The organism is Mycobacterium sp. ACS4054 (genome assembly GCF_001667275.1).
Taxonomy (GTDB): Bacteria; Actinomycetota; Actinomycetes; order Mycobacteriales; family Mycobacteriaceae; genus Mycobacterium.
On sequence record NZ_LZHV01000048.1, the window covers coordinates 43,993 to 67,970 of the forward strand.

Sequence of the window (23,978 nt, forward strand, 5' to 3'; positions counted from 1 at the left end):
TCGCGCAGTGGCAAGCAAATCGAGACCCTCAGCGGCGCATGAACGGCGGCACATCGACGTCGTCGTCGTCCCCGCCGATATTCAGCGTGGCGCCGTTGGTGTGCACCGGCACGCTGACCGCGTCCACGGGCTCGAAGAGCGTCGAGGTGAGCTTGCCGGCCTTCGCCGACTCGATCCGGTGCGCGCCGGCCTTCTCGCCTGCGGCGCCGCCGATGACCGGCTTGCGGCCCGGTCCGGTGGCGTCGAAACCCGCGGCGATGACGGTGACGCGCACCTCGTCGCCCAGCGAGTCGTCGATGACGGTGCCGAAGATGATGTTCGCGTCCTGGTGGGCGGCGTCCTGCACCAGCGAGGCGGCCTCGTTGATCTCGAACAGGCCCAGGTCGCTGCCGCCGGCGATCGACATCAGCACGCCCTGGGCGCCCTCCATCGACGCCTCCAGCAGCGGCGAGTTGATCGCGATCTCGGCGGCCTTGAGCGAGCGGCCCTCGCCGCGGGCCGAACCGATGCCCATCAACGCCGTGCCGGCGCCCGACATGATGCCCTTGACGTCGGCGAAGTCGACGTTGATCAGGCCCGGGGTGGTGATCAGGTCGGTGATGCCCTGCACGCCGTTGAGCAGCACCTCGTCGGCGCTGCGGAACGCGTCCATCAGCGATACGGCCGCGTCGCCCATCTGCAGCAGCCGGTCGTTGGGGATGACGATCAGGGTGTCGCAGCTCTCCCGCAGCGCGGCGATGCCGCTTTCGGCCTGGTTACCGCGCCGTTTGCCCTCGAAGGAGAACGGCCGGGTGACCACGCCGACGGTCAGCGCGCCCAGCTTGCGGGCGATGCTGGCCACGACAGGCGCGCCGCCGGTGCCGGTGCCGCCGCCTTCGCCGGCGGTGACGAACACCATGTCGGCGCCGCGCAGCAGCTCCTCGATCTCGTCCTTGGCGTCCTCGGCGGCCCGGCGGCCCACCTCCGGGTCGGCTCCGGCGCCGAGCCCGCGGGTGGAGTCGCGGCCCACGTCGAGCTTGACGTCGGCGTCGCTCATCAACAGCGCCTGCGCGTCGGTGTTGATCGCGATGAACTCCACGCCCTTGAGGCCCTGCTCGATCATCCGGTTCACGGCGTTGACGCCGCCGCCACCGATACCCACGACCTTGATGACGGCCAGGTAGTTATGCGGGGGGGTCATCATTCGTTTTCCTCCCTGGTGGGCTCAGTTCTTCGCGACGGGATTGCTCGGAGAACGTTCGCGGTCCGCCCTGGCAAACCCTCAACCTCAACCATAGAGTTAGAGTTATGTCAAGTAGTTCCGCGCAACGAGAACGGTATGGGCATGGCGCGCCCTAACCACGCAGGCGCGCCGACGCGCGGCTCGCAAATTTTTCTGTTGCCACCGTCACAATCCGGCGGTCGCCCCTACTTCACCGTGGGCAGGTCGGGGCTGGAGACGTCGTAGGTGCGGCCGGGCTGGGTCAGCAGGGCGGCCAGCTTCTCGGCCTTCTCGTCGGTGCGGTCGGTCGTTCCCCAGATGATCACGCGGCCGTCGCCCAGGGTCAGCGTGATCGAGGCCACCGAGGGGGCCGCGATCCGGCCCACCTGACCCGCGACCTCGGGTCGCAGCGCGGTCAGCACCTGCAGGGCGGCCTTGGTGGCCGGGTCGGTGGGGCCCGGATCGGCGACGTCGAGGTAGGGCAGCGCCGGGGGCGGCGGCCCGGTCGCGAAGTCGACGCCGTCGCGGTCGAACAGGTGCGGGCCGTCGGGAAAGTCCTTGACCGCCACCGGAACTCGCTCGACGATCGTGATGCGCAGGGCCGACGGATACTGGCGCTGCACGCGGGCGCTGGCCACCCGCCGGATCGCGGCCACCCGGTCGGCGACCTGGCTGGTGTTGATCTGCAGCAGCGGTGTGCCGGGCCGCACCCGCGCGGCGTCGAGCACCTCTTCCCTGGTCACCACGCCGGTGCCGATGACCACGATGTTGCGGGCCGACATCGCCGGCGTGAAATAGAGAATCAGCGCGAGCCCGATCCCGAGGACGACCAGGAGCACCGTCACCAGCAGCATCTTCAAGCCGCGCACCACGCCCCGCGCGACGGGCTTGGGCTCGTCGGCCACGCGGCCGCTGACCCGGCGTTTGGCCTCGCGGCGGGCCTCTTCGATGGCGGTGGCGCGCGCCTGGGCGGCCCGGCGTTCGGCGCGTTCGCGGCGGGCCCGCCGGCGCGGCCCCTCGAATTCGTCCGGTTCGGGCGTGATCTCGCCGTCGGGCCCCCCGACGAATAGCGGCTCGGTGGCGGCCTCCCCGGCCTCGGGTGGCCCGCCGACCTCGCCCAGATCGCTCGGCGTCGCGTCGTTCGGCTGGGTCACCGCGGCGCCACCCGGCGGCCGGGCGCGCTGCGGTTGTCGCGGATCCGCAGTTCGGTCACGATCTCCGGGCCCAGCAGGGTCACGTCGCCCGCGCCCATCGTGACGATGACGTCCCCGGGCCCGGCCGCGGCCGCCACCTGCTCGGGGACCGCGGAGAAGTTGGGCAGGTAGCGCACCGGCACGCTGACGTGCTCGGCGACGCTGGCGCCGCTGACGCCGGCGAGCGGTTGCTCACGCGCGCCGTAGACGTCGAGGACGAACACCTCGTCGGCGGCATCGAGCGCGCGGCCGAACTCTGCCGCGAATTCCTTTGTGCGCGAATACAAGTGAGGCTGAAACACCACCAAGCTGCGACCGCCGCCGCTCTGCTCGAGGACCGTGCGCACCGCGGCCAGCGTGGCGCTGATCTCGGTGGGATGGTGAGCGTAGTCGTCGTAGACGCGCACCGACCCGGCGTTGCCCACCAGCTCGAACCGCCGGCGCACGCCCTCGAAGCCGGCCAGCCCGTCGAGCACGGCGTCGGGCGGGGCGCCGATCTCGAGCGCGGCCAGCAGCGCGCCCAGCGCGTTGAGCGCCATGTGCCGCCCGGGCACCGACAGCCGCATCACGCGCGGGTGCTGTTCACCCGCCAGCCGGATGTGTGCGACGGCCTCGGTGCCCTGCTGCTCCCAGGACAACAGGGTGGCGGCGTTCTCGGTATCTGGCGCGGATCCGTAGCGCAGCACCCGAATCCCCAGGGCGGCGGTGCGTTCGGCCAGCGCGGCCGCGCCCGGGTCGTCGACGCACACCACCAGCGCTCCCCCCGGGGCGAGGCGCTCCATGAAGGCGTCGAACACCCCGACGTAGGCGTCGGCGCTGCCGTAGAAGTCCAGATGGTCGGTCTCGATGTTGGTGACGACCGCGACGTTGGGCGTGTACTCCAGCAGCGAGCCGTCGCTCTCGTCGGCCTCGGCGACGAAGCAATCGCCGCTGCCGTGGTGCGCGTTGGTTCCGGCCTCCCCCATCTCGCCGCCGACCGCGAACGACGGGTCGCGCCCGCCGTGCTGCAGCGCCACGATCAACATCGACGTCGTCGTCGTCTTGCCGTGGGTGCCGGTGACCATCAGCGTCGTGCGCCCGTCCATCAGCCTGGCCAGCACGGCCGGACGCAGGATCACCGGGATGCCGCGCCGCCGGGCCTCGACGAGCTCGGGGTTGGTCTTCGGGATGGCCGCATGGGTGGTGATGACCGCGGTCGGGCCGCCCGGCAACAGGTCGAGCGATGACGCGTCGTGGCCGATGCGGATCGACGCGCCGCGGGCGCGCAACGCGTGCACGCCGCGCGACTCCTTGGCGTCCGAGCCCGATACCAGCGCCCCGCGGTCGAGCAGGATGCGCGCGATGCCGGACATGCCGGCTCCCCCGATGCCCACCATGTGCACCCTTGCCAACTCGGGGGGCAGCTCGGGTGGCAGCTGCTCGACGTTCACCGTCGCCCTCCCGCCGCTGCCTTCCTGGCGATGTCCAGCGCCGCCTGTGCCACCTGGCGCGCCGCGTCGGGGTGCCCCACCGGCGCGGCGGCCGCCGTCATCGCCGCCAACCGGGGCGGGTCGTTGAGCAGGCCGGCCACCTCGCGGGCGACCAGCTCCGGCGTCAGGGCGGCGTCGGCCACCACCATGCCGCCGCCGGCGTTGACCACCGGCAGCGCGTTGAGCCGCTGCTCGCCGTTGCCGATCGGCAGCGGCACGTAGATGGCCGGCAAGCCGACCGCCGAAACTTCGGCGACGGTCATGGCACCGGACCGGCAGATCGCCAGGTCGGCGGCGGCGTAGGCCAGGTCCATCCGGTCGAGGTAGGGCACCGCGACGTAGGGCGGATCGCCGGGCTGGCTCTCCCGCAGGTCCAGCGTGTTCTTCGGGCCGTGCGCGTGCAGCACCGACACGCCCGCGGCGGCGAGGTCGGCGGCGGCCGCGGACACCGCCCGGTTCAGCGACACCGCACCCTGCGAGCCGCCGAACACCAGCAACACCTTGGCGTCGTCGGCGAAGCCGAAGTGCCGGCGCGCCTCGGCGCGCAGCGCCGCGCGGTCCAGCGAGGTGATGGCCGCGCGCACCGGCACCCCGACCACCTCGGCGCGCGGTAATCCGCAGTCGGGCACCGCGGACAGCACCCGGTCGGCGCGGCGCGCGCCGACCCGGTTGGCCAGCCCGGCGCTGGCGTTGGCCTCGTGGATGAGCACCGGGACGCGGCGGCGACGGCCGAGACCGCGGGCGGCGAGGTACGCCGGCAGCGCCACGTAGCCACCGAAACCGATGATGACGTCGGCGTCGACCGCGTCGAGCACCGCGCGGGTCTCCCGGACCGCACGCCACACCCGCGGGGGCAGCCGCGCCAGGTCGCCGCTCGGCTTGCGCGGCAGCGGCACCGGCGTGATCAGCTCGAGGTGGTAACCGCGCTGGGGGACCAACCGCGTCTCCAGCCCGCGGTGGGTGCCCAGCGCGGTGATGCGCACCTGCGGGTCGAGCGCGCTGAGCGCGTCGGCCACCGCCATCGCGGGCTCCACGTGGCCGGCGGTGCCCCCGCCGGCCAGCACCACCGACAGGGGTTTGAGCGGCTTAAAAGCCGACAACGCGGCACCGGCGGGCTGGGGACTTCCCCCCACCCCGCCGGCCGGCTTGCTAACCGTGTCGTTCACCCGTAACGCTGACCTTCCAATGCGCGAGCGCGCCGTGTCTGGCGCTGGCCGGCGTATCGCTGGCCAGATCCATGATGCACCGCCCGACGGGCCGGCCGGCCGGCTGTGCGGGCGAAGGCCGGCCGCAGCGGTTCCTCGGCCTTGCGGGCGGGCTTGCGGACGGGCTTGCGCGCGCCGTTGCGGGACGGGGTGCCCTTGGCCGGTTGCTTGCCGCCCCGCTTGCGATCACGGAACGTCTCCAGCCGGGTCGGCACGTACGGCTGGGGCAGCGGCAGCCGCAGGAACCGGTTCACCTTGTCGTCGCGGCCGGCGCGCAGGGCCGCCACCGCCTCCGGTTCGTGACGCGCCGCGTTGGCCATGATTCCGATCATGAAAAGCGTTGCCGCCGTTGAGGTTCCGCCGGCCGAGATGAGCGGCAGTTGGATGCCGGTGACCGGCAGGATGCCGATCACGTAGCCGATGTTGATGAACGCCTGGCCCAGCACCCACATCGTCGTGGTCGCGGTCAACAGCCGCAGGAAGGGGTCGGCCGAGCGGCGCGCGATGCGCATCCCGGTGTAGGCGAACAACCCGAAGAGCACCAGCAGGCCGAACGCGCCGACGAAGCCCAGCTCCTCGCCGATGATCGCGAAGATGAAGTCGTTGTGGGCGTTGGGCAGGTAGTTCCACTTGGCGACGCCCTGGCCCAGGCCGTCGCCGAAGACGCCGCCGTGCGCCAGGGCGAACTTCGCCTGGCGGGCCTGATAGCCGGTGTCCATGGGGTCGTTCTCGGGGTTCATCCAGGACTTCACCCGGTCGGAGCGGTAACCCGCCGACATGGCCAGGACCGCCCCGGCCATGAAGACGGCCACCAGCGAGGTGGCGAAGACGCGCAGCGGCAGCCCGGCGTACCACAGCAGTGCCAGCAGGATGATGCCCAGCGACACCGTCTGCCCCAGGTCGGGCTGGGCCACGATCAGCGCCAGGGCGATGACCGCCGCGGGGACCAGCGGAATCAGCATCTCGCGCAGCGAGGCCCGCTCCAGCCGGCGGGCCGCCAGCAGATGCGCGCCCCAGATGGCGAACGCGATTTTCGCCAGCTCGGAGGGCTGCATCGAGAAGCCGGCGATGACGAACCACTTCCGCGACCCGTTCGCCAGGTTTCCGATGCCGGGAACGAGCACGAGCACCAGCAGGATGACGGTGACGACGTACCCGGTGAAGGCGACGCGGCGGATGAACCGCACCGACATGCGCAGGGAGGCATAGCAGGCGATCAGGCCGATCACCGTCCACAGCACCTGCTTGCCGAAGATCACCCAGGCCGACCCGTCGGCGTCGTAGGACCGCACGCCCGAGGCCGACAGCACCATGATCAGGCCGAGCGTGGTGAGCAGCCCGGCCACGGCGATGATCAGGTGAAACGAGGTCATGGGCCGGCTCAGCCAGGCTCCGAACCGGTTGCGTTCCTCGGCCGCCGGCTTGTTCGCCGCCGGCTTCGCCTCGGAGGTGCCGGCGATCGGGCCGGTGGCCTCGGCGTCGGCCTCCCCCGGTTCGGCGGCCGTGGCCGCCCCCGAAGTGTCCTTGCCCCGGCATCTCAGCCGGGCAAGCGGGTTACCCACGCCCGCCTACCGGGTGGCCGCGCGGACGGCGGCGGCGAAGGCGTCGCCGCGGTCGGCGTAGCCGCTGAACTGGTCGAACGACGCGCCGGCCGGGGCCAGCAGCACGGTGTCGCCGGGCTGCGCGAGGTCGCGGGCCGCGGCGACCGCGGCCGTCATGACGGAAGTGCCGAGATCCCCGCCCGAACGTTTCACTTCTGTCACATTTGCACCAACAACCACAGCCGTCGCATTCATATCAGCATCCTCGCCTGTCACAACCTGGACGACGGGGACATCCGGCGCGTGTCGCGATAACGCCTCTGCAACCTCTTCCCGATCTCGACCGATGAGCACGGCGCCGACCAGGTGAGCGGCCATCCTGGCGACCTCCGCGTCGATCGACGCGCCCTTGAGCAAACCGCCGGCCACCCAGACCACGCGCGGGTAGGCCAGCACGGACGCCTGGGCGGCGTGCGGGTTGGTGGCCTTGGAGTCGTCGACGTAGGTGATGCCATCGGCGACGGCAACCACCTCCGCCCGATGCCGGCCCACCCGAAAGGACGCGATGGCCTGGGCGATCGCCTCGGCGGGCACGCCGACGCTGCGGGCCAGCGCCGCCGCGGCCAGGGCGTCGAGGATGCCCACGGGCCCGGGCACCGGGATCGATTCGACCGGCAGGAGCGCGAGGTCGTCGGCGAAGGCGCGGTCGATCAGCCGGCCGTCGCGCACGCCCAGTTCGCCCGCCGCCGGTTCGCCGAGCCGGAAGCCGACGCGCACGGGCGCCGCCGCGGTGCCAAGCAGCGCGGCGGCGCGCTCGTCGTCGAGACCCACCACCGCCACCCGGCCGCCCAGCACCCGCGCCTTCGCGGCGGTGTAGTCGGCCATGGTGGAGTGCCAGTCCAGGTGGTCTTCGGCGATGTTGAGCACGGCGCCCGCCTCGGGCCGCACCGAGGGCGCCCAGTGCAGCTGGAAGCTCGACAGCTCGACGGCCAGCACGTCCCCGGGCGCCTCGAGCACATCCAGCACCGGATCACCGATGTTGCCGCACAACAGACTTCGCCTGCCCGCGGCCGTCAGCATCGCGTGCAGCATCGACGTCGTGGTGGTCTTGCCGTTGGTGCCGGTCACCACCAGCCACGGACGCGGCGGACCATAGCGGCCGGCGGCGTCGAGCCGCCAGGCCAATTCCACGTCGCCCCAGACCGGCACGCCCGCCGCCGCCGCGGCGACCAGCAGCGGCGTTTCCGGCGAGAAACCCGGGCTGGTGACGAGCAGGGCGTAGTCGGCGACGCGCTCGGTGGCCGCCGACGTGGTCAGGGTCGTCACGCCGGCCTCGGCGTGGCGCCGCAGCGTGCCCGGGTCGTCGTCGCACAGGGTCGGCACCGCGCGGAATCTCGTCAGGGCCGCCAGCACCGCCCTGCCGGTGATGCCGCCACCGGCCACCAGCACCGGCGCGCCGGGCGCCAGGGGTTCGAGCCCGGCCACGTCAGGCACCGATCGCGGCCAGCCACTCACCGTAGAAAAGGGCGACGCCCAGACCGCAGGTGATGGCCGTCAGCAGCCAGAAGCGGATTATCACCGTCGTCTCGGCCCAGCCCGCCAATTCGAAATGGTGGTGGAAGGGCGCCATCCGGAACACCCGGCGCCCGGTGGTGCGAAACGCGAGTATTTGCAGCACCACGGACGACACCTCGGCCACGAACAGCGAGCCCAGCACGACGGCAAGGATCTCCGTGCGGCTGGTGACCGACAGGCCCGCGATGATGCCGCCCAACGCCAGCGATCCGGTGTCCCCCATGAAAATCTTTGCGGGAGCGGCGTTCCACCACAGGAAGCCGATGCAGGCGCCCGCGGTCGCGGCCGCGACGAGCGCCAGATCCAGCGGGTCGCGCACGTTGTAGCAGCCCAGGCCAGGCGCGGTGACGCAGGCGTTGCGGTACTGCCAGAAGGTGATCAGCACGTAGGCGGCGGTCACCATCGCCATGCACCCGGCGGCCAGCCCGTCCAGGCCGTCGGTGAAGTTGACCGCGTTGGACCAGGCGCTGACGACGACGACGCAGAACAACACGAACAGGCCGGGAGCCAAAGTGACGGTGGCGATTTCGCGCACGTACGACAGGTCCGAGCTCGCCGGCGTCAGCCCGCTGCCATTGCGGAACCGCAACGCCAGCACCCCGAACACCACCGCGGCCGCGACCTGCCCGATGGTCTTGGCCGTCTTGTTCAGCCCGAGGTTGCGCGACCGGCGGATCTTGATCAGGTCATCGAGGAAGCCGACGCCGCCGAGCACGGTCGCCAGCCCCAGCACCAGCAGACCGGACGCGGAGACGCCCTCCCCGTCGAACGCCAGCCCGACCAGGTGCGTCCCCAGGTATCCGGCCCAGATGCCGGCCAGGATCGCCACCCCGCCCATCGACGGGGTGCCGCGCTTGGTGTGGTGGCTGGGCGGGCCGTCCTCACGAGTGTGGTGGCCGAAACCCTGCCGGGTGAACAGGCGGATCATCGCGGGCGTCAACAGGATTGACACGGCGAGCGCGATCGCGACGGCGACCAGGATCTGTCTCACGGGCGCGTCCCGCCGTCGTTCAGCGGTAACGACCCGCTTTGACCGGCTTCGCGATCGTCACGAGCCAGCGCGTCGGCCAGCGCGCCCAACCCGGCCGCGTTGGAGGCCTTGACCAGGACCACGTCGCCGGGCTGCATCTCAGCCCGCAGCAACTCCAGCGCGGCGTCGGCGTCGGCCACGTTGACGGCCTCGACCCCCCACGAGCCCTCCATGACCGCTCCGTGGTGCATGGCGCTCATCGACCTCCCACTTCCCACGACGACCAGTCGAGACACATCTAAGCGCACCGCCAGCCGGCCGATGCGATCGTGCTCGGCTACCGCATCCTCGCCGAGCTCGGCCATCTCCCCCAACACCGCCCAACTCCGGCGCTTTTCGGTGGGCCCGGCCCCGCGGCCGTGGGCGATCCAGGCCAGCGCCTGCAGCCCGGCCCGCATCGAGTCGGGGTTGGCGTTGTAGGCGTCGTCGATCACCGTGACGCCGTCCGCCCGGGTGGTCACGTGCATCCGGTGCCGCGACACCGGCCCCGCCTGCGCCAGCGCGGCGGCCACCTGGTCGACGGTCGCACCGCATTGCAGCGCGACCGCGGCGGCGCACAGCGCGTTGGTGACCTGATGGTCGCCGTAGACGCCCAGCTGCACTTCGGCCGCGCTATTCATCGCGTGCAGGGTAAAGCGCGGCCTGGCCAGTGCGTCCAGCGACACTCCGTCCGCCCAGACGTCGCTGGGACCGGCATCGGTGTGGCTGGACCGGCTGACCCGAACCACCCGCGCCCGGGTGACGCGGGCCATGGCCGCCACCGCCGGGTCGTCGAAGTTGAGGATCACCACGCCGGACGGCGGAACCGATTGCGGCAGTTCGGATTTGGTGCGCGCGATGGCTTCCCGCGAGCCGAACTCGCCCAGGTGGGCGGTGCCGACGTTGAGCACCACCCCGACCGACGGCGTGGCGATGTCGGCCAGCGCGGCGATGTTGCCGGGATGGCGGGCCGACATTTCGAGCACCAGGTAGTCGGTGTCCCGCGTCGCCCGCAACACGGTCCACGGGTGCCCGAGCTCGTTGTTGAACGACCCGGGCGGGGCGACCACCTCGCCCAGCGGCTCGAGCACGGCGGCCACCAGGTCCTTGGTCGACGTTTTGCCCGACGAGCCGGTGATGCCGACGATGGTCAGCCCGCCCGCCACCAGCTCGGCGGCCACCGGGGCGGCCAGCTTGGCCAGCGCCGAAAGCACCGCGGCGCCCGAGCCGTCGGCGTCGTGCTCGAGGACCCCGGCCCGCGCGTCGGCGGCGCTCACCGGCGGCACCACGACGGCGGGCACCCCGACCGGCCGGGCGGCCAGCACGGCGGCCGCTCCGGCCGCCACGGCCGCGCCTGCGTAGTCGTGCCCGTCGGCGCGGGCCCCGGGCAGCGCGAGGAACAAGCCACCGGAACCGACTGCGCGCGAGTCGAATTCGACGGTGCCCGTCACCCGCAGCTCCGCGGCGGCCGCCGGCGAGATGTCGGCCAGCGTGCCGCCCACGATCTCGGCGATCTGCGCGACGGTCAGGTCGATCATCGCCGCCCCTCCAGCGCCCGGGCCAACTCCACCCGATCGTCGAAGGGTCGGACCTCCCCCGCCGAACGTTGACCGGTCTCGTGGCCCTTGCCCGCGACCAGCACCACGTCGTCCGGGCCGGCCCACGCCACCGCGTGTTCGATCGCCGCCCGCCGGTCGCCTATGTCGACGACCTCGGCCCCACCACCGGCCCCGGCCGCGCCGGCCAGGATCGCGCGGCGGATGGCGGCCGGGTCCTCGCCGCGGGGGTTGTCATCGGTGACGACGACCAGGTCGGCCAGCTCGGCCGCGGTCGCGCCCATCGGCGCCCGCTTGCCCGGGTCGCGTTCGCCGCCGGCGCCGAACACCACCGCCACCCGGCGACCCGGGCGCGCCAGCGTGGTCAGCACCGCCCGCAGCGCGCCCGGCTTGTGGGCGTAGTCGACCAGCGCCAGGAAGTCCTGCCCGCGATCGATCTCTTCCATGCGGCCGGGCACCCGGGTCGTCAACAAACCCGGCGCGGCCTGCTCCGGCGAGACCCCGACCGCATCCAGAATGGCCAGCGCGACAAGGCAATTGGCGATGTTGTAATCGCCCGGCAGCCGGATGCCGACCCGGTGGCGCACGCCGGCGGGGTCGATCGCGGTGAACTCCTGTCCCCCGGCGCCCATCGGGATGACGTCCATGGCACGCCAGTGCGCGGGCTGGCCGGCGCCGCTGACGGTGATCGCGTCACCGGCGCGGGCGGCCATGGCGCGCCCGGCGTCGTCGTCGATGCAGACCACCACCTTGCGGGCGCGCAGCGGCGAAGCGGGATCGAACAGCTGCGCCTTGGCCTCGAAGTAGTCGGCCATGGTGGGGTGGAAGTCGAGGTGGTCGCGGGACAGGTTGGTGAAGCCGCCCACCGCGAATTTCGTGCCGTCCACCCGGCCCAGCGCCAGCGCGTGGCTGGACACCTCCATGACGACGGTGTCCACCCCGCGCTCGGCCATCGCCGCGAACATCGCCTGCAGCGCCGGGGCCTCCGGCGTGGTCAGCGCGCTCGGGACGTCCGCCCCGTCGATGCGGATGCCGACGGTGCCGATCAATCCTGCCGTCCGGCCGGCCGCGCGCAGCCCGGACTCGACCAGATACGTCGTGGTCGTCTTGCCCGAGGTTCCGGTGATGCCGACGACGGTCGTGCGCTCCGAGGGGTGGCCGTAGACCGTGGCGGCCAGGGCGCCGAGCACGCCGCGCGGCGCCGGGTGCACCAGCGTCGGCACGGCCGCCGCCGACGCGCCCATCTCCGCGACCCCGGCGGCATCGGTCAGGACGGCGACGGCGCCGCGTTCGATCGCCTCGCCCGCGTACCGGGCCCCGTGCGTCGACGCCCCGGTCAGCGCGGCGAACAAGTCGCCGGGCTGCACGTCCTGGGCGCGCAGCGTCACCCCGGTGATGGCCACGTCCGGCACCGCCGCGCCCCGGTCGGCGAGCACCGCGCCGACCTGGGGCGCCAGCGCGGGCAGGCGCGTTCCCGCGCCTGCGCTGGGACGCAAACCAGTGGGCACCGACAAACCTCCCGTCCACACACGTGGTCCTCATGATCGGCCATGACACCCTACCGAGAGGCGCCTGCCACGCAGGTGGGCTCGTCGATTGAGTGTGCGTTGTGGGCCTTGCGCGTGCGCTGAGGGCGTGATTCGGGCCCGACCTCCGCCCTCACCGCACGCTCGACGCCGTCACCGCACGCTCAACGTGCGGCCGCGCCTAGCGGCGACCCGCTTGCGATCGCCGCTAGGTGGCCTGGCGGCGACCCGCGGCGCCCGGCTGCGCCGCGCTTGCGATCGCCGCTAGGTGGCCTGCAACGTCAGGGGCGGGCCCGGGTCGGGCGAGAGCGGCACGTTTTCGCGCTGCATCAGCCAGCCGGCGATGTTGTGGAACAGCGGGGCCGCCGAGTGGCCCGGCGTACCGTCCGCGTTGCGATCCGGGTTGTTCATCATGATGCCGATGACGTAGCGCGGATTGTCGACGGTGGCCATGCCGGCGAAGGTGATCCAGTAGACGTTGTCGAAGTAGCAGCCGCAGGCCGGGTTGATCTGCTGGGCGGTGCCCGTCTTGCCGGCCATCTGGTAACCCGTCACCGCGGCGGCGGGCCCGGTGCCCTGCTGATAACCCATCGGGTCGCGTTGCACGACGGCGCGCAGCATGTTGCGCACGGTCTGCGCGGTCTGCGGCGACACCACCCGCACGCCTTCGGGCCGCGGTTCTTCGGTCCGGGTGCCGTCGGGCGCGATGGTGGCCTTGACGATCCGCGGCGGAATGCGCACACCGTCGTTCGCGATCGTCTGGTACATGCCGGCCATCTGCAGCAGCGTCATCGAAAGGCCCTGTCCGATGGGCAGGTTCGAGAACGTGCTGCCCGACCATTGGTCGATGGGCGGCACCAGGCCGGCGCTCTCACCGGGCAGGCCCACGTTGGTGCGTTGCCCGAGGCCGAATTTGCGGACCATGTCGTAGAAGCGTTCCGGGCCGACCCGCTGGGCGAGCATCAAAGTGCCGACGTTGGAGGACTTTCCGAACACGCCGGTCGTGGTGTAGGGCATCACGCCGTGCTCCCACGCGTCGTGGATGTTCACGCCGCCCATGTTGATCGAGCCGGGCACCTGCAGCACCTCGTCCGGGTTGGACAGGCCGTACTCGATGATCGAGGACGCGGTGATGACCTTGTTGACCGAGCCGGGCTCGAACGGCGAGGACACCGCCAGGTTGCCCAGCTGTCTGTCGCCCTGACGCCCGATGTCCTGCGACGGATCGAAGGTGTTGTCGTTGGCCATGGCCAGCACCTCGCCGGTCTTCGAATCCAGCACGACGGCCGAAACGTCATGCGCGCCCGAAAGATTCTTGGCCTGCTGCACCTGCTGCTGCACATAGAACTGGATGTCGTCGTCGAGCGTCAGCTGGACCGTCGAACCGTTGACCGCCCGATGCCGGTTTCGGTAACTGCCGGGGATGACGACGCCGTCGGAGCCGCGGTCATAGGTGACCGAGCCGTCGGTGCCGGACAACACCGAGTCGAGCGACTCCTCCAGCCCCAGCAGCCCGTGCCCGTCCCAGTCGATGCCGCCGACGATGTTGGCCGCCAACGACCCGCCCGGATATTGCCGCAGATCTTGGCGCTCCGAACCGACCTCGGGGTACTTGTCGGAGATCGCGCTGGCCACCGCGGGGTCGACGGCGCGGGCCAGGTACACGAACGTCTCGTCGCTCTGCAGCTTCTTCAGCACCGTCGCGGAGTCCGGCTTGTTGCCCAGCCGGGTGGACACCTCCTTGGCGATGTCGCGCAGCCGCTGCGCGGGATCGGGCGCCACCGAGTTCTTGGCCTTGGCCTCTTCCAGCTGCTTACGAATCCGCTTGGGCTGCAACGTCAACGCGCGCGACTCGGTGGTGAACGCCAGCTGATCCTTATTGCGGTCGACGATGCTCCCGCGCACCGCCTTCTCGACGTCGGTGACCTTGAGCTGGCCCGCGGCCTGGGCGCGCAGCGTCGGCGCGTTGGTCACCTGCAGGACGAACAGCTGGACCGCCGCCACCACGACCAGGATCCCGATGGCCGCGTTGCCGGCCCGGTGCCGGAAGACGAACGACGCGCCGCGGGTGCCCGCCTGCACGAGCTGCCGGGTGCGCCGCTCCCGCGCCGAGTGACCGGTCGCCACCGCGTCCGGGGCATTCTTCGCGTCCTTGGCCTTGCCCTTGCCCTTGCGGAACCGCTTCGGTTCGCTCAGATCCTGCGCCTGTTGCTTCGCGCGGCGCTTGGGTTGCCGAATCCCCTTGGCGTCCTGCGCCTTCCGGGGTCCGCGGGTGGCCTGCGACCGGCGGGCCCGCCCGGAGTCGCCGCGGCTCATCGGGGCGCACCCGGCGCCGCGACTGGGCCCGGCGCCACGGGCTGCGGCGTGAGCACCGGCGCCGCAGGGACGACGGGCGCGGCGGGGATCACCCCGCGCTGCACCGGGACCGGCACCTCCGCGGGCAGCGGTGCGGGCACCTGGCCGGGCGGCGGAACGGGCATGCCGCCCAACGGGATCGGCACCTCGGCGGGCGAGGGGGTGCGCGCGGGCCCGGCCGGCGCGGGCAGCCCCGGCACCGGCGCGCCCGGCGTGGGCATCGCGGCGGGGGCCTGCCCGGTGACGGGCGCCCCGGGCACGGCCGGCGCGCCCGGCAGCTGCGGCGCGGTCTGGCCCAGGTGCTGGCCGCCGAGCGTCGATGACCCGTCCGGTGCGCGCAGCAGCGCCTCGGGGCCGGACCGGGCGGGGACGGGCGCCGCCGGATCGGGTTGCAACCGGATCGGCACCTCCGCCGGCGGCGCCGGCGGTGCCGGGGGCGCCGGCGGGCCCTGTTCGGGCAGTTTGCTGTTCAACGGAGGGGGCGGCACGCCGTCGGCGGGCTTCGGTGTGCCGACCACCACCCAGTTCCCGGACGGGTCCTGGACCAGGTGCGCGGTGTCCCGCGTCGGGATCATGCCCTGTTTGCGGGCCGCTTCGGCGAGCGCCGGCGCCGATTCCGCCTCGCGCACATCGCGTTCCAGCGCCTCCTTCTGCTGTTGCAGCAGCCGGGTCTTCTCGCGGGCGTGACTCAATTTGTAGGAGCGCTCGGCGGAGTCCGTGGACAACCACAGCGTGAGACCCAGCCCGACGCCGAGCGCACCGATGACCAACACGACAAACGGAACCTTGCTCGCCAGGGTGCGGGGCCGCAGGTCGATCGAGGCCAGCCTGGCCGCCAACCGTTCGCTCAGGCGGGGACGAACCACCTTGGGCGCCTTGGCCTTCCGCGCCTTGGCCCGGGCCTTCGCCTGACTCGTGCTCTTGGGCCGTGCCGGCCGCTCGACCGGCCGGGCGATGGGGCTGGTGTGCGGGCCGGACTTGGGCGCGCGGCTCTCACGCGTGGGCGCCGACGCCCGCCCCGGCCGGGTCCGACGCGCCGGGCCGGGATCGGTCGACGAGCGGCCGCTCCGCCGGGCGGAGCCGCCGCGCCCGCCGCGGCGATTCGGCGTCTCCCGCTTTGCTTTCATGCGTCGCCCTTTCCGGTTGCCTGCTGGACCCGTTGGACAGCTCGTAGTCGCACCGCGGCACTGCGCGGATTGCGCTCCACCTCGGCGGCGTCCGCACGTTCGGCGCCGTGCGTCAGCGACCGGAATCGCGGCTCGTGGCCGGGAAGTTCGACCGGCAGATCCACCGGCGTGCGGGACGCGACCGCGTCCGCGAACAGCCGCTTGACGATCCGGTCTTCCAGCGATTGGTAGGCCAGCACCACCATGCGTCCGCCCACGGCGAGCGCGTCCAGCCCGGCCGGGATCGCGCTGCGCAACGAGTTCAGTTCGTCGTTGACCGCGATCCGCAGGGCCTGGAAGGTCCGCTTGGCCGGGTGTCCCCCGGTGCGCCGCGCGGGGGCCGGGATCGCTTGGTAGAGCAGCTCGACCAACTCCGCCGTCGAGGTGAAGGGTGCGCGGGCGCGCCGGCGCACGATCTGCGCGGCGATGCGGCGCGCGAACCGCTCCTCGCCGTAGCGGTGCAGGATGTCGGCCAGCGCGGCCTCGTCGTAGGTGTTGAGGATGTCCGCCGCGGTCAACGGCGACTCGGGGTCCATCCGCATGTCCAGCGGCGCGTCCTGGGCGTACGCAAAGCCCCGCTCGGCGCGGTCGAGTTGCATGGACGACACCCCGAGGTCGAACAGCATCCCGTCGACCGATGCCGCTGGGGCGTAACCGTTTTCGGCCAGCGCGGCGGCGACGCCGTCATAGCGGGTGTGCACCAGCGTGATCCGGTCGGCGAATCGGTCGAGCCGCGCCCGGGTGATCGCCAGCGCATTGGGGTCGCGGTCTAGTCCGATCAGCCGCAGCCCGGGCAGGTCGCTCAGGAATCGTTCGGCGTGCCCACCCGCACCCAGGGTGGCGTCGAGCAGCACCGCGCCCGAACCGTCGGCGTGGTGACGGGTCAGCGCGGGGGTGAGCAGTTCGACGCAACGGTCCAGCAGGACGGGTACGTGCCCGAAGTCTCCCGAATCGTCAGCCACCGCAACACCTCCCCGGATCGGGCGAGACGCCCCTGCATCGAGGTCCCTGTCCGAAGGCACGAACCTGGCGTTGGGGAAGTACGCCAGGGTCGGTTCGGGCAGAGGCCACGTTGCACGGGCATGCGCCTCAGATGATGTCGCCGAGTGCTTCATCGCTGGCCGCGGAGAAGTTCTCTTCGTGGGTCTGTTGGTAGTCCTGCCAGGCTTGCGCGTCCCAGATTTCGAGGTAGTCGACCGCTCCGATCACCACGCAATCCTTGGACAGGTTGGCGTAGCGCCGGTGGTCGGCCGACAGCGTGATGCGCCCCTGCGCGTCGGGATGCTGCTCGTCGGTTCCGGCGGCGAGATTGCGCAGGAACGCGCGGGCGTCGGGGTTGCTCCGCGAGGCCTTGCTCGCCCGGCGCGCGAGCTGCTCGAATTCCCCGCGCGGGTAGACGGCGAGGCTGTGGTCTTGGCTCTTGGTGACCATCAACCCCCCTGCCAGCGCGTCACGGAACTTGGCGGGCAGCGTGAGCCGCCCCTTGTCGTCGAGTTTGGGCGTGTAGGTGCCGAGAAACACCTGCTCACCTCCCCTGTGGGGTCACCCAAACACTGCAGCCACCATACCCCACAATCCCCCACTCTGCCCCATTCCTGGAGTGTCGCGGCGGAGTTTTTCGGGTTATCCGCCACCTACGGCCGCTCCCATCCCGGCGCGGCGGCTTCCAGGGCCACGGCGCGCACCCCGGCGGCCGGAGGAAAACCCCACTTCAAGGCCTCGACACGGGGCCAGTGGGGCATAGTGGGGCCGCACGGTGGGGCCGGGTGGGGCGTGGGTCCTGCGCCAAAGCTCGGTTTGGGCTCGATCCGGCGTCAAAACGGCATCGACCGCCCGGCGGTCGCCGGCGGTCCGGGCCGCGTCGGCGATGATGGCCCCGCCGGCCCGCTATGGGCATGAAAAAGGGGTAGCCGCGGGGCTACCCCGATGGGTTGACGTTGCCGCTAGTCGTCGAAGCGGCGGCGGAACCGATCTTCCATCCGGCTGGTGAACGAACCCCCGCCGCCCTTGTTGCGGCGCTGGCGCGACGAGCCGGACGCCGATCCGGGGAGGTCGGGCCGGCCGGACAGCCGTGGGCCGGTGATGGCGAACACGACGCCGCCGAACATCACGATGAATCCGAAGACGCTGAGGATCGGGAAGTTTCCGATCATGGTGGCCTTGAACGCCACTCCTGAGACCAGCATCGCCAGGCCGATGACGAACAGCGCCGCGCCCTGCAGGCGGCGGCGCGCGGTCGGCGCGCGGAACCCCCCGCCGCGGACGCTCGACGCGAATTTGGGGTCTTCGGCATAGAGAGCGCTCTCGATCTGATCGAGCATCCGCTGCTCATGATCGGAGAGTGGCATTCGTCCCTCCTTGCCGACAGTTTGACGCGTAACTATCGATAGCACGCGGATGCCCGTTGCGGGGGCAACTATTCGAAATGATACGAGGTCAATCTGTGCCTTACCACTGGTTCGGTGCCGATTCTATCCCCGCCCCGGCCGGGCATCAGCCGCAGCCGCAACGTCGGTGCGCTACAACCGGCTTGCCGAACCGGCGCGGTTCCTCGGTTGATTGCCGTGACCGCTCGTCGGGGAACCCGCCGCGGGTCCGATAATGACGGTGGCAGCGCGCCGTTGGACCACGGGATGAGGAGGGCACCGCGAGTTGGCGATATTCCTCATCGATCTGCCGCCCACCGATATGGAGCGCCGTCTCGGTGACGCCCTGAAGGTGTATGTGGACGCGATGCGCTACCCGCGGGGCACCGAGAACCAGCGCGCGGCGATGTGGCTCGAGCACATCCGCCGCCACGGGTGGCAAGGGGTGGGCGTCGTCGATGTCGAACTGGCCGAGGGCGCGCCGATCCCGCCGGCGGCCGAACTGAGCAAGGCGCCGCTGCTCGGCGTGGCCTACGGCTACCCGGGGGCGCCCGGGCAGTGGTGGCAGCAGCAGGTCGTCCTCGGCATGCAACGCGGCGGGCTGTCGTCCCAGGAGATCGCCGGCCTGATGAGCAGTTATTTCGAGTTGACCGAACTGCACATCCACCCGCGCGCGCAGGGGCGCGGGCTCGGGGAGGCGCTGGCCCGACGGCTGCTGGCCGGCCGGGCCGAAAAGAATGTCCTGCTGTCCACCCCGGAGACCAACGGCGAGCCGAACCGGGCCTGGCGGTTGTACCGGCGGCTGGGTTTCACCGACGTCATCCGCCGCTACCACTTCGCGGGTGACCCACGGGCCTTCGCGATCCTGGGCCGCAAGCTGCCCCTGTGACCGTCGGCTCGAGGGCGCGCCCGGGCGGACGTGCCGAGGCGGCGCGCCGCATCTGGCACGATGACCTGGTGCGCGCCAGCCTCGCCCCGTGCCGAACCGCCGGATTCACCGCGCGGCGGCGCCGCTTGGTGGCCATCGCGATGCTGCTGATGCTGGTGCCGCTGGCCACCGGGTGCCTGCGCGTGCGGGCGTCGCTCACCATCTCGCCCGACGACCTGGTGTCCGGTGAGATCGTCGCCGCCGCTAAACCCAAGACGCCCAAGGACACCGGCCCGCAGCTCGACAGCAACAACCTGCCGTTCAGCCAGAAGGTGGCGGTGTCCAACTACGACAGCGACGGCTACGTCGGGTCGCAGGCGGTGTTCTCTGATCTGACCTTCGCGGAGTTGCCGCAGCTGGCCAACATGAACTCCGACGCGCAGGGCGTGAACCTGTCGCTGCGCCGCAACGGCAACCTGGTGATCCTGGAGGGCCGGGCGGACCTGACGTCGCTGACCGATTCCGAGGCCGAGGTCGAGCTGACCGTCGCCTTCCCCGGCGTGGTGACTTCCACCAACGGCGATCGGGTCGAGTCCACGGTGGTGTCCTGGAAACTCAAGCCGGGCGTGGTGACCACGATGACCGCCCAGGCCCGCTACACCGACCCGAACACCCGGTCGTTCACCGGGGCCGGCGTCTGGCTAGGCATCGCGTCCTTCGCGGCGGCCGGCGTGGTGGCGCTGCTTGCGTGGATGAACCGCGACCGCTCCCCGCGGCTCACCGCACCACGCGACCAGTCGCCGAGCTAGCCCTGCGGGGCGGGTGACCAGTACGCCAGCATCTCGGCGAACGTCTGGAAGGCGGGCGCCGAGACGCCGTAGGTCGCCTCCAGGTGGATGCTCAGCGGGAAGCCCAGCTCCGCGACCCCGTCGATCACGCGTTTGTACAGGTCGACCATCAGCCGGCGCTTCTCGGGCGGTTCGCTGGCGGCCAGCCGCCCGACGAATTCCTGCTCGGCGGCCACCGCCGCGTTACCCGGGTCCTGGATCAGCCAGTTGATCAGGCCGACCCGGCTCTCCATCTTCGGCACGAACCCGAACGACAGCAGGATCTCCGGCCGGTGGTCGGTGTTGGCGGCGAATTCGCGCAGGAATCCCACGATCGCGTCCGAGTACAGCAGCTGGGTCATGCCGTAGGTCGCGCCCTGGTCGCACTTGAAGTTGAACCGGCCCTGTTCGCCGTCCCGGGTGGGGATCAGGATCACCCCGCGGTTGGGCACCAGATCGCGGTAGATGGACAGGGCGTCGGTCGGGGCGACGCCGGAGCCTTCACCGTCGTTCATGGTGCGCGGGACGCCGACGAAGACCACGCCCTCCATTCCGGCCGCGCGCAACTCGGTCAGCCGCCGGCGCAGCGACGGCTCGTCGGAGAAGGCGGTCACCTGCGTGCACAGGCCGTGCAGCCCGGCCAGCTCGGGCTTGACGATCGACCAGAAGTCCAGCACGTCCAGTTTGGTTTTCATCGTGATCGGACGGTCGTCGTCCTCGGCGATTATGCCCGGGATCATCACGTGCCGCAGCCGGCCGTCCAGACCGGTTTCCGCCGAGAACTGCACCACTTTTCGCGCGTCTTCGAGCGCCCGCTCCCGGCCTTCGTCGGCGTTGGGCGGCACCAGCTCGAGCGCAATGGTGTTGAGTGTCACGCGGCTTCTCTCCATCCGACGACTAGCGGCTTGAGCTTCCCCGGCCGCACGGCAGTGGGCGGTCCCGGCACCCCGCCAGCATAGGCGGGGGGCTACTTGCCAAGATCCCCGGTGCGGCGCCGAATACACTGGTCGGGCCCGCGACAAACCGTGCGACGTCGAGCAGAAAGGGGTGCCGCGCTGAGCCCGAACGCCCCAGCGGCAGCGGCAACCGTCGAGTTGACCGGCGCGATCACCGATCGGCTTCGGCAATACCTGCGCGACCGCCGCGCCGACACCGCCTACATCGGCAGCGACTACGAACTCATGGTCTCCGCGCTCGAGGATTTCGTGCTCAACGGGGGCAAGCGGCTGCGGCCGGCCTTCGCCTACTGGGGCTGGCGGGCCGTCGCGGCCGGGGAACCCGATTCCGAAGTGCTGCTGCTGTTTTCCGCGCTGGAACTGCTGCACGCCTGCGCCTTGGTGCACGACGACGTGATCGACGACTCCTCGACCCGCCGCGGCCGGCCCACCGCCCATGTCCGGTTTGCGGCCCTGCATCGCGACCGGCAGTGGCGCGGCTCCCCGGAGCGGTTCGGGATGTCGGCCGCCATCCTGCTCGGCGACCTCGCGCTGTCGTGGGCCGACGACATCGTGCTTCGCGCGGGCCTGGCGCCCGACGCCGCGCGCCGCGTCCAGCGGGTGTGGGCCGAAATCCGCACCGAGGTGCTGGGCGGCCAGTTCCTGGACATCGTCGCCGAGGCCAGCGCCGCCGAGTCGATCGCGTCGGCGATGAACGTCGACACCTACAAGACCGCCTGTTACACCGTGTCGCGACCGCTGCAGTTGGGGGCGGCGGCCGCCGCCGACCGGCCCGACGTGCAGGAGGTCTTCGGCCGGTTCGGGACCGACATCGGGGTGGCGTTTCAGCTCCGCGACGACGTGCTGGGCGTGTTCGGGGATCCGGCGGTGACCGGCAAGCCGTCGGGCGACGACCTGCGGTCGGGTAAGCGCACCGTGCTGCTGGCCGAGGCGGTGGAGCTGGCCGAGCGGTCAGATCCGTTGTCCGCCAAGCTGTTACGCGATTCGATCGGCGCCCAGCTGACCGACGCGCAGGTGGACCGGCTGCGCGAGGTGATCGAGTCGGTGGGCGCCCTTGCCGCGGCGGAGCAACGCATCGCCGAGCTGACCCGACGCGCGCTGGCCGAGCTGGCGGCCGCGCCCATCGACACGGCGGCCAAAGCCGGACTCACCGACCTGGCCAGACTGGCCACCGACCGGTCCGCCTGAACCGATGACCACTCCGACGCACACCCCGCCCTCCGGCTCGCCGGTAGCGAAACCAGCTGGGGGCGGCCGCTTTTCGCGGTTGCGCGCGTTCGCGGTCTCCGAGGACGCCCGCCCCGCGAAGCTGGGCATGCTCGGCGCGGCGCTGATCACCGTGGGCGGCCTGGGCGCGGGCAGCACCCGCCAACACGACCCGCTGCTGGAATCAATGCACATGTCCTGGCTGCGTTTCGGCCACGGCCTGGTGTTGTCGTCCGTGGTGTTGTGGACCGGCGTGGGCCTGATGCTGATCGCGTGGCTGGGCCTGGGCCGGCGCGTGCTGGCCGGCGAAGTGACCGAGTTCATGATGAAGGCCACCACCGGCTTCTGGCTGGTGCCGTTGCTGGTGTCGGTGCCCGTCTTCAGCCGGGACACCTACTCGTACCTGGCCCAGGGCGCGCTGCTGCGCGACGGCCTGGATCCGTACGCCGTCGGACCGGTCGCCAACCCGAACAGCTTGCTGGACAACGTGAGTCCCATCTGGACGATCACCACTGCCCCCTACGGCCCGGCGTTCATTCTGGTGGCGAAGCTGGTCACCATGGCCGTCGGCAACAACGTGGTGGCCGGAACGGCGCTGCTGCGGCTGTGCATGCTGCCGGGGCTGGCCCTGCTGATCTGGGCCGCCCCCCGCCTGGCCCGCCACCTGGGCAACGACGGCTCGACGGCCCTGTGGATCTGCGTGCTCAACCCGCTGGTGCTCATCCACCTGATGGGCGGGGTGCACAACGAGATGCTCATGGTGGGACTGATGGCCGCCGGCATCGCGCTGAGTTTCGCCGGGCGCCACGTCTTGGGCACGACGCTGATCACCGTGGCGATCGCGGTCAAGGCCACGGCCGGGATCGCCCTGCCGTTCATGGCGTGGGTGTGGATGCGGCACCTGCGCGACCGTCGCGGTTACCGGTCGGCCACGGCGTTCGTGGCCGCCGCGGCCATGTCGCTGCTGATCTTCGTCGTCGTGTTCGGCATCCTCGACGCCGTGGCCGGCGTCGGGCTGGGTTGGCTGACGGCGCTGGCCGGTTCGGTGAAGATCATCAACTGGCTGACGGTGCCGACCGCGGCCGCCAACATAATCCACGCCGTGTTCAGCGGGTTCCTCCCGGTGCACTTCTACCCGATGCTGCGGATCGCCCGCCTCGTCGGGATCGCCGTCATCGCCATGGCGCTGCCGCTGTTGTGGTGGCGGTTCCGGCGCGACGATCGGGAGGCACTGAGCGGCATCGCGGTCTCGATGCTCGTCGTGGTGCTTTTCGTCCCCGCGGCCCTGCCGTGGTACTACTCCTGGCCGCTGGCGGTGGTCGCCCCGCTGGCGCAGTCCCGCCGGGCGATCGCGATCATCGCCGGCCTGTCCACGTGGGTGATGGTGATCTTCAAACCCGATGGCTCACACGGGATGTACTCGTGGCTGCACTTCTTGCTGGCCACCGCCTGCGCGCTGATCGCCTGGTACAGCCTGCACCGCGCCCCCGACCGGCGGGCCGGCCAAGCCGAGGAAGCCGCGCTCGCCGCTCAGTAAGCCATGGCCTGCGCCCGGCGCACGACCTCCCGCGCCTGATGCGCGTGCAGGGCGTCGACGGGGCGGGCGTTGCTGATGGCATCCCGGCTGCCGTCGTGGGTGATCGTCAGCGACGGGTCGGGGGTGAACAGCCACCGCACGATCTCCGTGTCGTGGTAGCCGCCGTCGTGCAGGATGGTCAGCAGCCCCGGCAGGCTCTTGACCACCTCACCGGACTTGGTGAAGAACACCTGCGGCACCACCACGCCGCCGTCGCGTTTCACCGCGACCAGGTGGCCTTCCCGGAGTTGCTGCTGCACCTTGCTGACCGAAATCCGGAGCAATTCGGCGACCCGCGGCAGGTCGTAGGTCGGCTCGTCGGGGTCCAATACATCGTCGCCGGCAGGAACACTGCTCACGGCGCAAGTGTAGGCCCTGCCACC

At 71.4% G+C, this 23,978-nt stretch carries 20 protein-coding genes; 4 read left to right on the forward strand and 16 right to left on the reverse strand.

Annotation, left to right across the window (positions count from 1 at the left end; translation table 11 throughout):
* Positions 1-28: 28 nt before the first annotated feature.
* From ftsZ to A5730_RS12665, 14 genes are all read right to left on the reverse strand, one after another.
* Entirely contained in the window at positions 29-1,180 is a 1,152-nt protein-coding gene (ftsZ, locus tag A5730_RS12600; protein WP_067900606.1) for a cell division protein FtsZ, read from the reverse strand.
* Between the two features lie 227 nt (positions 1,181-1,407).
* Positions 1,408-2,322, reverse strand: coding sequence for a cell division protein FtsQ (gene ftsQ / locus A5730_RS12605; protein ID WP_067900609.1), 915 nt, complete (start codon positions 2,320-2,322; stop codon positions 1,408-1,410).
* 29 nt (positions 2,323-2,351) lie between these two features.
* Entirely contained in the window at positions 2,352-3,770 is a 1,419-nt protein-coding gene (gene murC / locus A5730_RS12610; RefSeq protein WP_067900612.1) for a UDP-N-acetylmuramate--L-alanine ligase, read from the reverse strand.
* Positions 3,771-3,820: 50 nt separating this feature from the next.
* On the reverse strand, positions 3,821-5,029 hold the full coding sequence (gene murG, locus A5730_RS12615) for an undecaprenyldiphospho-muramoylpentapeptide beta-N-acetylglucosaminyltransferase (RefSeq protein WP_067900486.1): 1,209 nt from the start codon (positions 5,027-5,029) through the stop codon (positions 3,821-3,823).
* Positions 5,026-6,630 carry a putative lipid II flippase FtsW gene (gene ftsW / locus A5730_RS12620; protein ID WP_067900487.1) on the reverse strand — a complete coding sequence of 535 codons (1,605 nt, stop codon included), beginning with the start codon at positions 6,628-6,630 and terminating at the stop codon, positions 5,026-5,028. Before ftsW ends, murG begins: the two co-directional genes overlap by 4 nt.
* A gap of 6 nt (positions 6,631-6,636) precedes the next feature.
* Positions 6,637-8,094: a UDP-N-acetylmuramoyl-L-alanine--D-glutamate ligase gene (gene murD, locus A5730_RS12625; protein WP_369829873.1), complete on the reverse strand. Its 1,458-nt coding sequence runs from the start codon at positions 8,092-8,094 to the stop codon at positions 6,637-6,639.
* A gap of 1 nt (position 8,095) precedes the next feature.
* On the reverse strand, positions 8,096-9,175 hold the full coding sequence (gene mraY, locus A5730_RS12630; protein WP_067900490.1) for a phospho-N-acetylmuramoyl-pentapeptide-transferase: 1,080 nt from the start codon (positions 9,173-9,175) through the stop codon (positions 8,096-8,098).
* Positions 9,172-10,731, reverse strand: a complete 1,560-nt coding sequence (gene murF / locus A5730_RS12635) for a UDP-N-acetylmuramoyl-tripeptide--D-alanyl-D-alanine ligase (protein WP_067900492.1) — start codon at positions 10,729-10,731, stop codon at positions 9,172-9,174. The genes mraY and murF overlap by 4 nt, the downstream gene beginning before the upstream one ends.
* On the reverse strand, positions 10,728-12,278 hold the full coding sequence (locus A5730_RS12640; protein WP_197506241.1) for a UDP-N-acetylmuramoyl-L-alanyl-D-glutamate--2,6-diaminopimelate ligase: 1,551 nt from the start codon (positions 12,276-12,278) through the stop codon (positions 10,728-10,730). The genes murF and A5730_RS12640 overlap by 4 nt, the downstream gene beginning before the upstream one ends.
* Positions 12,279-12,539: 261 nt before the next feature.
* Positions 12,540-14,591 (reverse strand): penicillin-binding protein 2, encoded by a 2,052-nt coding sequence (locus A5730_RS12645; protein ID WP_067900498.1) that lies wholly within the window; start codon positions 14,589-14,591, stop codon positions 12,540-12,542.
* On the reverse strand, positions 14,588-15,757 hold the full coding sequence (locus A5730_RS12650; RefSeq protein WP_067900500.1) for a hypothetical protein: 1,170 nt from the start codon (positions 15,755-15,757) through the stop codon (positions 14,588-14,590). The genes A5730_RS12645 and A5730_RS12650 overlap by 4 nt, the downstream gene beginning before the upstream one ends.
* A complete protein-coding gene (rsmH, locus tag A5730_RS12655) occupies positions 15,754-16,911 on the reverse strand; it encodes a 16S rRNA (cytosine(1402)-N(4))-methyltransferase RsmH (protein ID WP_156745787.1) in 1,158 nt (385 codons plus the stop codon). The genes A5730_RS12650 and rsmH overlap by 4 nt, the downstream gene beginning before the upstream one ends.
* Positions 16,886-17,317, reverse strand: coding sequence for a division/cell wall cluster transcriptional repressor MraZ (gene mraZ / locus A5730_RS12660; RefSeq protein WP_007170790.1), 432 nt, complete (start codon positions 17,315-17,317; stop codon positions 16,886-16,888). Before mraZ ends, rsmH begins: the two co-directional genes overlap by 26 nt.
* Positions 17,318-17,739: 422 nt before the next feature.
* Complete coding sequence (locus A5730_RS12665) at positions 17,740-18,144, reverse strand: DUF3040 domain-containing protein (protein ID WP_055400975.1); 405 nt, start codon at positions 18,142-18,144, stop codon at positions 17,740-17,742.
* Positions 18,145-18,448: 304 nt separating this feature from the next.
* On the opposite strand from A5730_RS12665, the gene A5730_RS12670 reads away from it, so the two are divergent.
* The gene (locus A5730_RS12670; RefSeq protein WP_067900507.1) at positions 18,449-19,051 is read left to right on the forward strand and encodes an N-acetyltransferase; all 603 of its coding nucleotides are present in this window, start codon (positions 18,449-18,451) and stop codon (positions 19,049-19,051) included.
* 140 nt (positions 19,052-19,191) lie between these two features.
* A complete protein-coding gene (locus A5730_RS12675; protein ID WP_055401055.1) occupies positions 19,192-19,839 on the forward strand; it encodes a DUF3153 domain-containing protein in 648 nt (215 codons plus the stop codon).
* Here the strand turns inward: A5730_RS12675 and A5730_RS12680 are convergent.
* Positions 19,836-20,732: a mycobacterial-type methylenetetrahydrofolate reductase gene (locus A5730_RS12680; protein WP_067900510.1), complete on the reverse strand. Its 897-nt coding sequence runs from the start codon at positions 20,730-20,732 to the stop codon at positions 19,836-19,838. The two genes, A5730_RS12675 and A5730_RS12680, sit on opposite strands and share 4 nt — an antisense overlap.
* Positions 20,733-20,951: 219 nt before the next feature.
* Between A5730_RS12680 and idsA2 the strand changes: the two genes are divergently transcribed.
* Positions 20,952-22,001: a bifunctional (2E,6E)-farnesyl/geranyl diphosphate synthase gene (gene idsA2 / locus A5730_RS12685; RefSeq protein WP_067900511.1), complete on the forward strand. Its 1,050-nt coding sequence runs from the start codon at positions 20,952-20,954 to the stop codon at positions 21,999-22,001.
* Between the two features lie 4 nt (positions 22,002-22,005).
* Complete coding sequence (locus A5730_RS12690; RefSeq protein ID WP_067900514.1) at positions 22,006-23,556, forward strand: alpha-(1->6)-mannopyranosyltransferase A; 1,551 nt, start codon at positions 22,006-22,008, stop codon at positions 23,554-23,556.
* Here A5730_RS12690 and A5730_RS12695 read toward each other — a convergent pair.
* Complete coding sequence (locus A5730_RS12695) at positions 23,550-23,954, reverse strand: Rv2175c family DNA-binding protein (protein WP_067900517.1); 405 nt, start codon at positions 23,952-23,954, stop codon at positions 23,550-23,552. The genes A5730_RS12690 and A5730_RS12695 overlap by 7 nt on opposite strands.
* Positions 23,955-23,978: the final 24 nt, after the last annotated feature.

Coding starts and splice junctions, on each gene's coding strand:
- ftsZ (WP_067900606.1), bottom strand. CDS start 1,180: ATGACCCCCCCGCATAACTACCTGGCCGTCATCAAGGTCGTGGGTATC.
- murC (WP_067900612.1), bottom strand. CDS start 3,770: ATGGTGGGCATCGGGGGAGCCGGCATGTCCGGCATCGCGCGCATCCTG.
- murF (WP_067900492.1), bottom strand. CDS start 10,731: ATGATCGACCTGACCGTCGCGCAGATCGCCGAGATCGTGGGCGGCACG.
- A5730_RS12645 (WP_067900498.1), bottom strand. CDS start 14,591: ATGAGCCGCGGCGACTCCGGGCGGGCCCGCCGGTCGCAGGCCACCCGC.
- A5730_RS12650 (WP_067900500.1), bottom strand. CDS start 15,757: ATGAAAGCAAAGCGGGAGACGCCGAATCGCCGCGGCGGGCGCGGCGGC.
- rsmH (WP_156745787.1), bottom strand. CDS start 16,911: ATGAAGCACTCGGCGACATCATCTGAGGCGCATGCCCGTGCAACGTGG.
- A5730_RS12665 (WP_055400975.1), bottom strand. CDS start 18,144: ATGCCACTCTCCGATCATGAGCAGCGGATGCTCGATCAGATCGAGAGC.
- A5730_RS12675 (WP_055401055.1), top strand. CDS start 19,192: ATGCTGCTGATGCTGGTGCCGCTGGCCACCGGGTGCCTGCGCGTGCGG.
- A5730_RS12690 (WP_067900514.1), top strand. CDS start 22,006: ATGACCACTCCGACGCACACCCCGCCCTCCGGCTCGCCGGTAGCGAAA.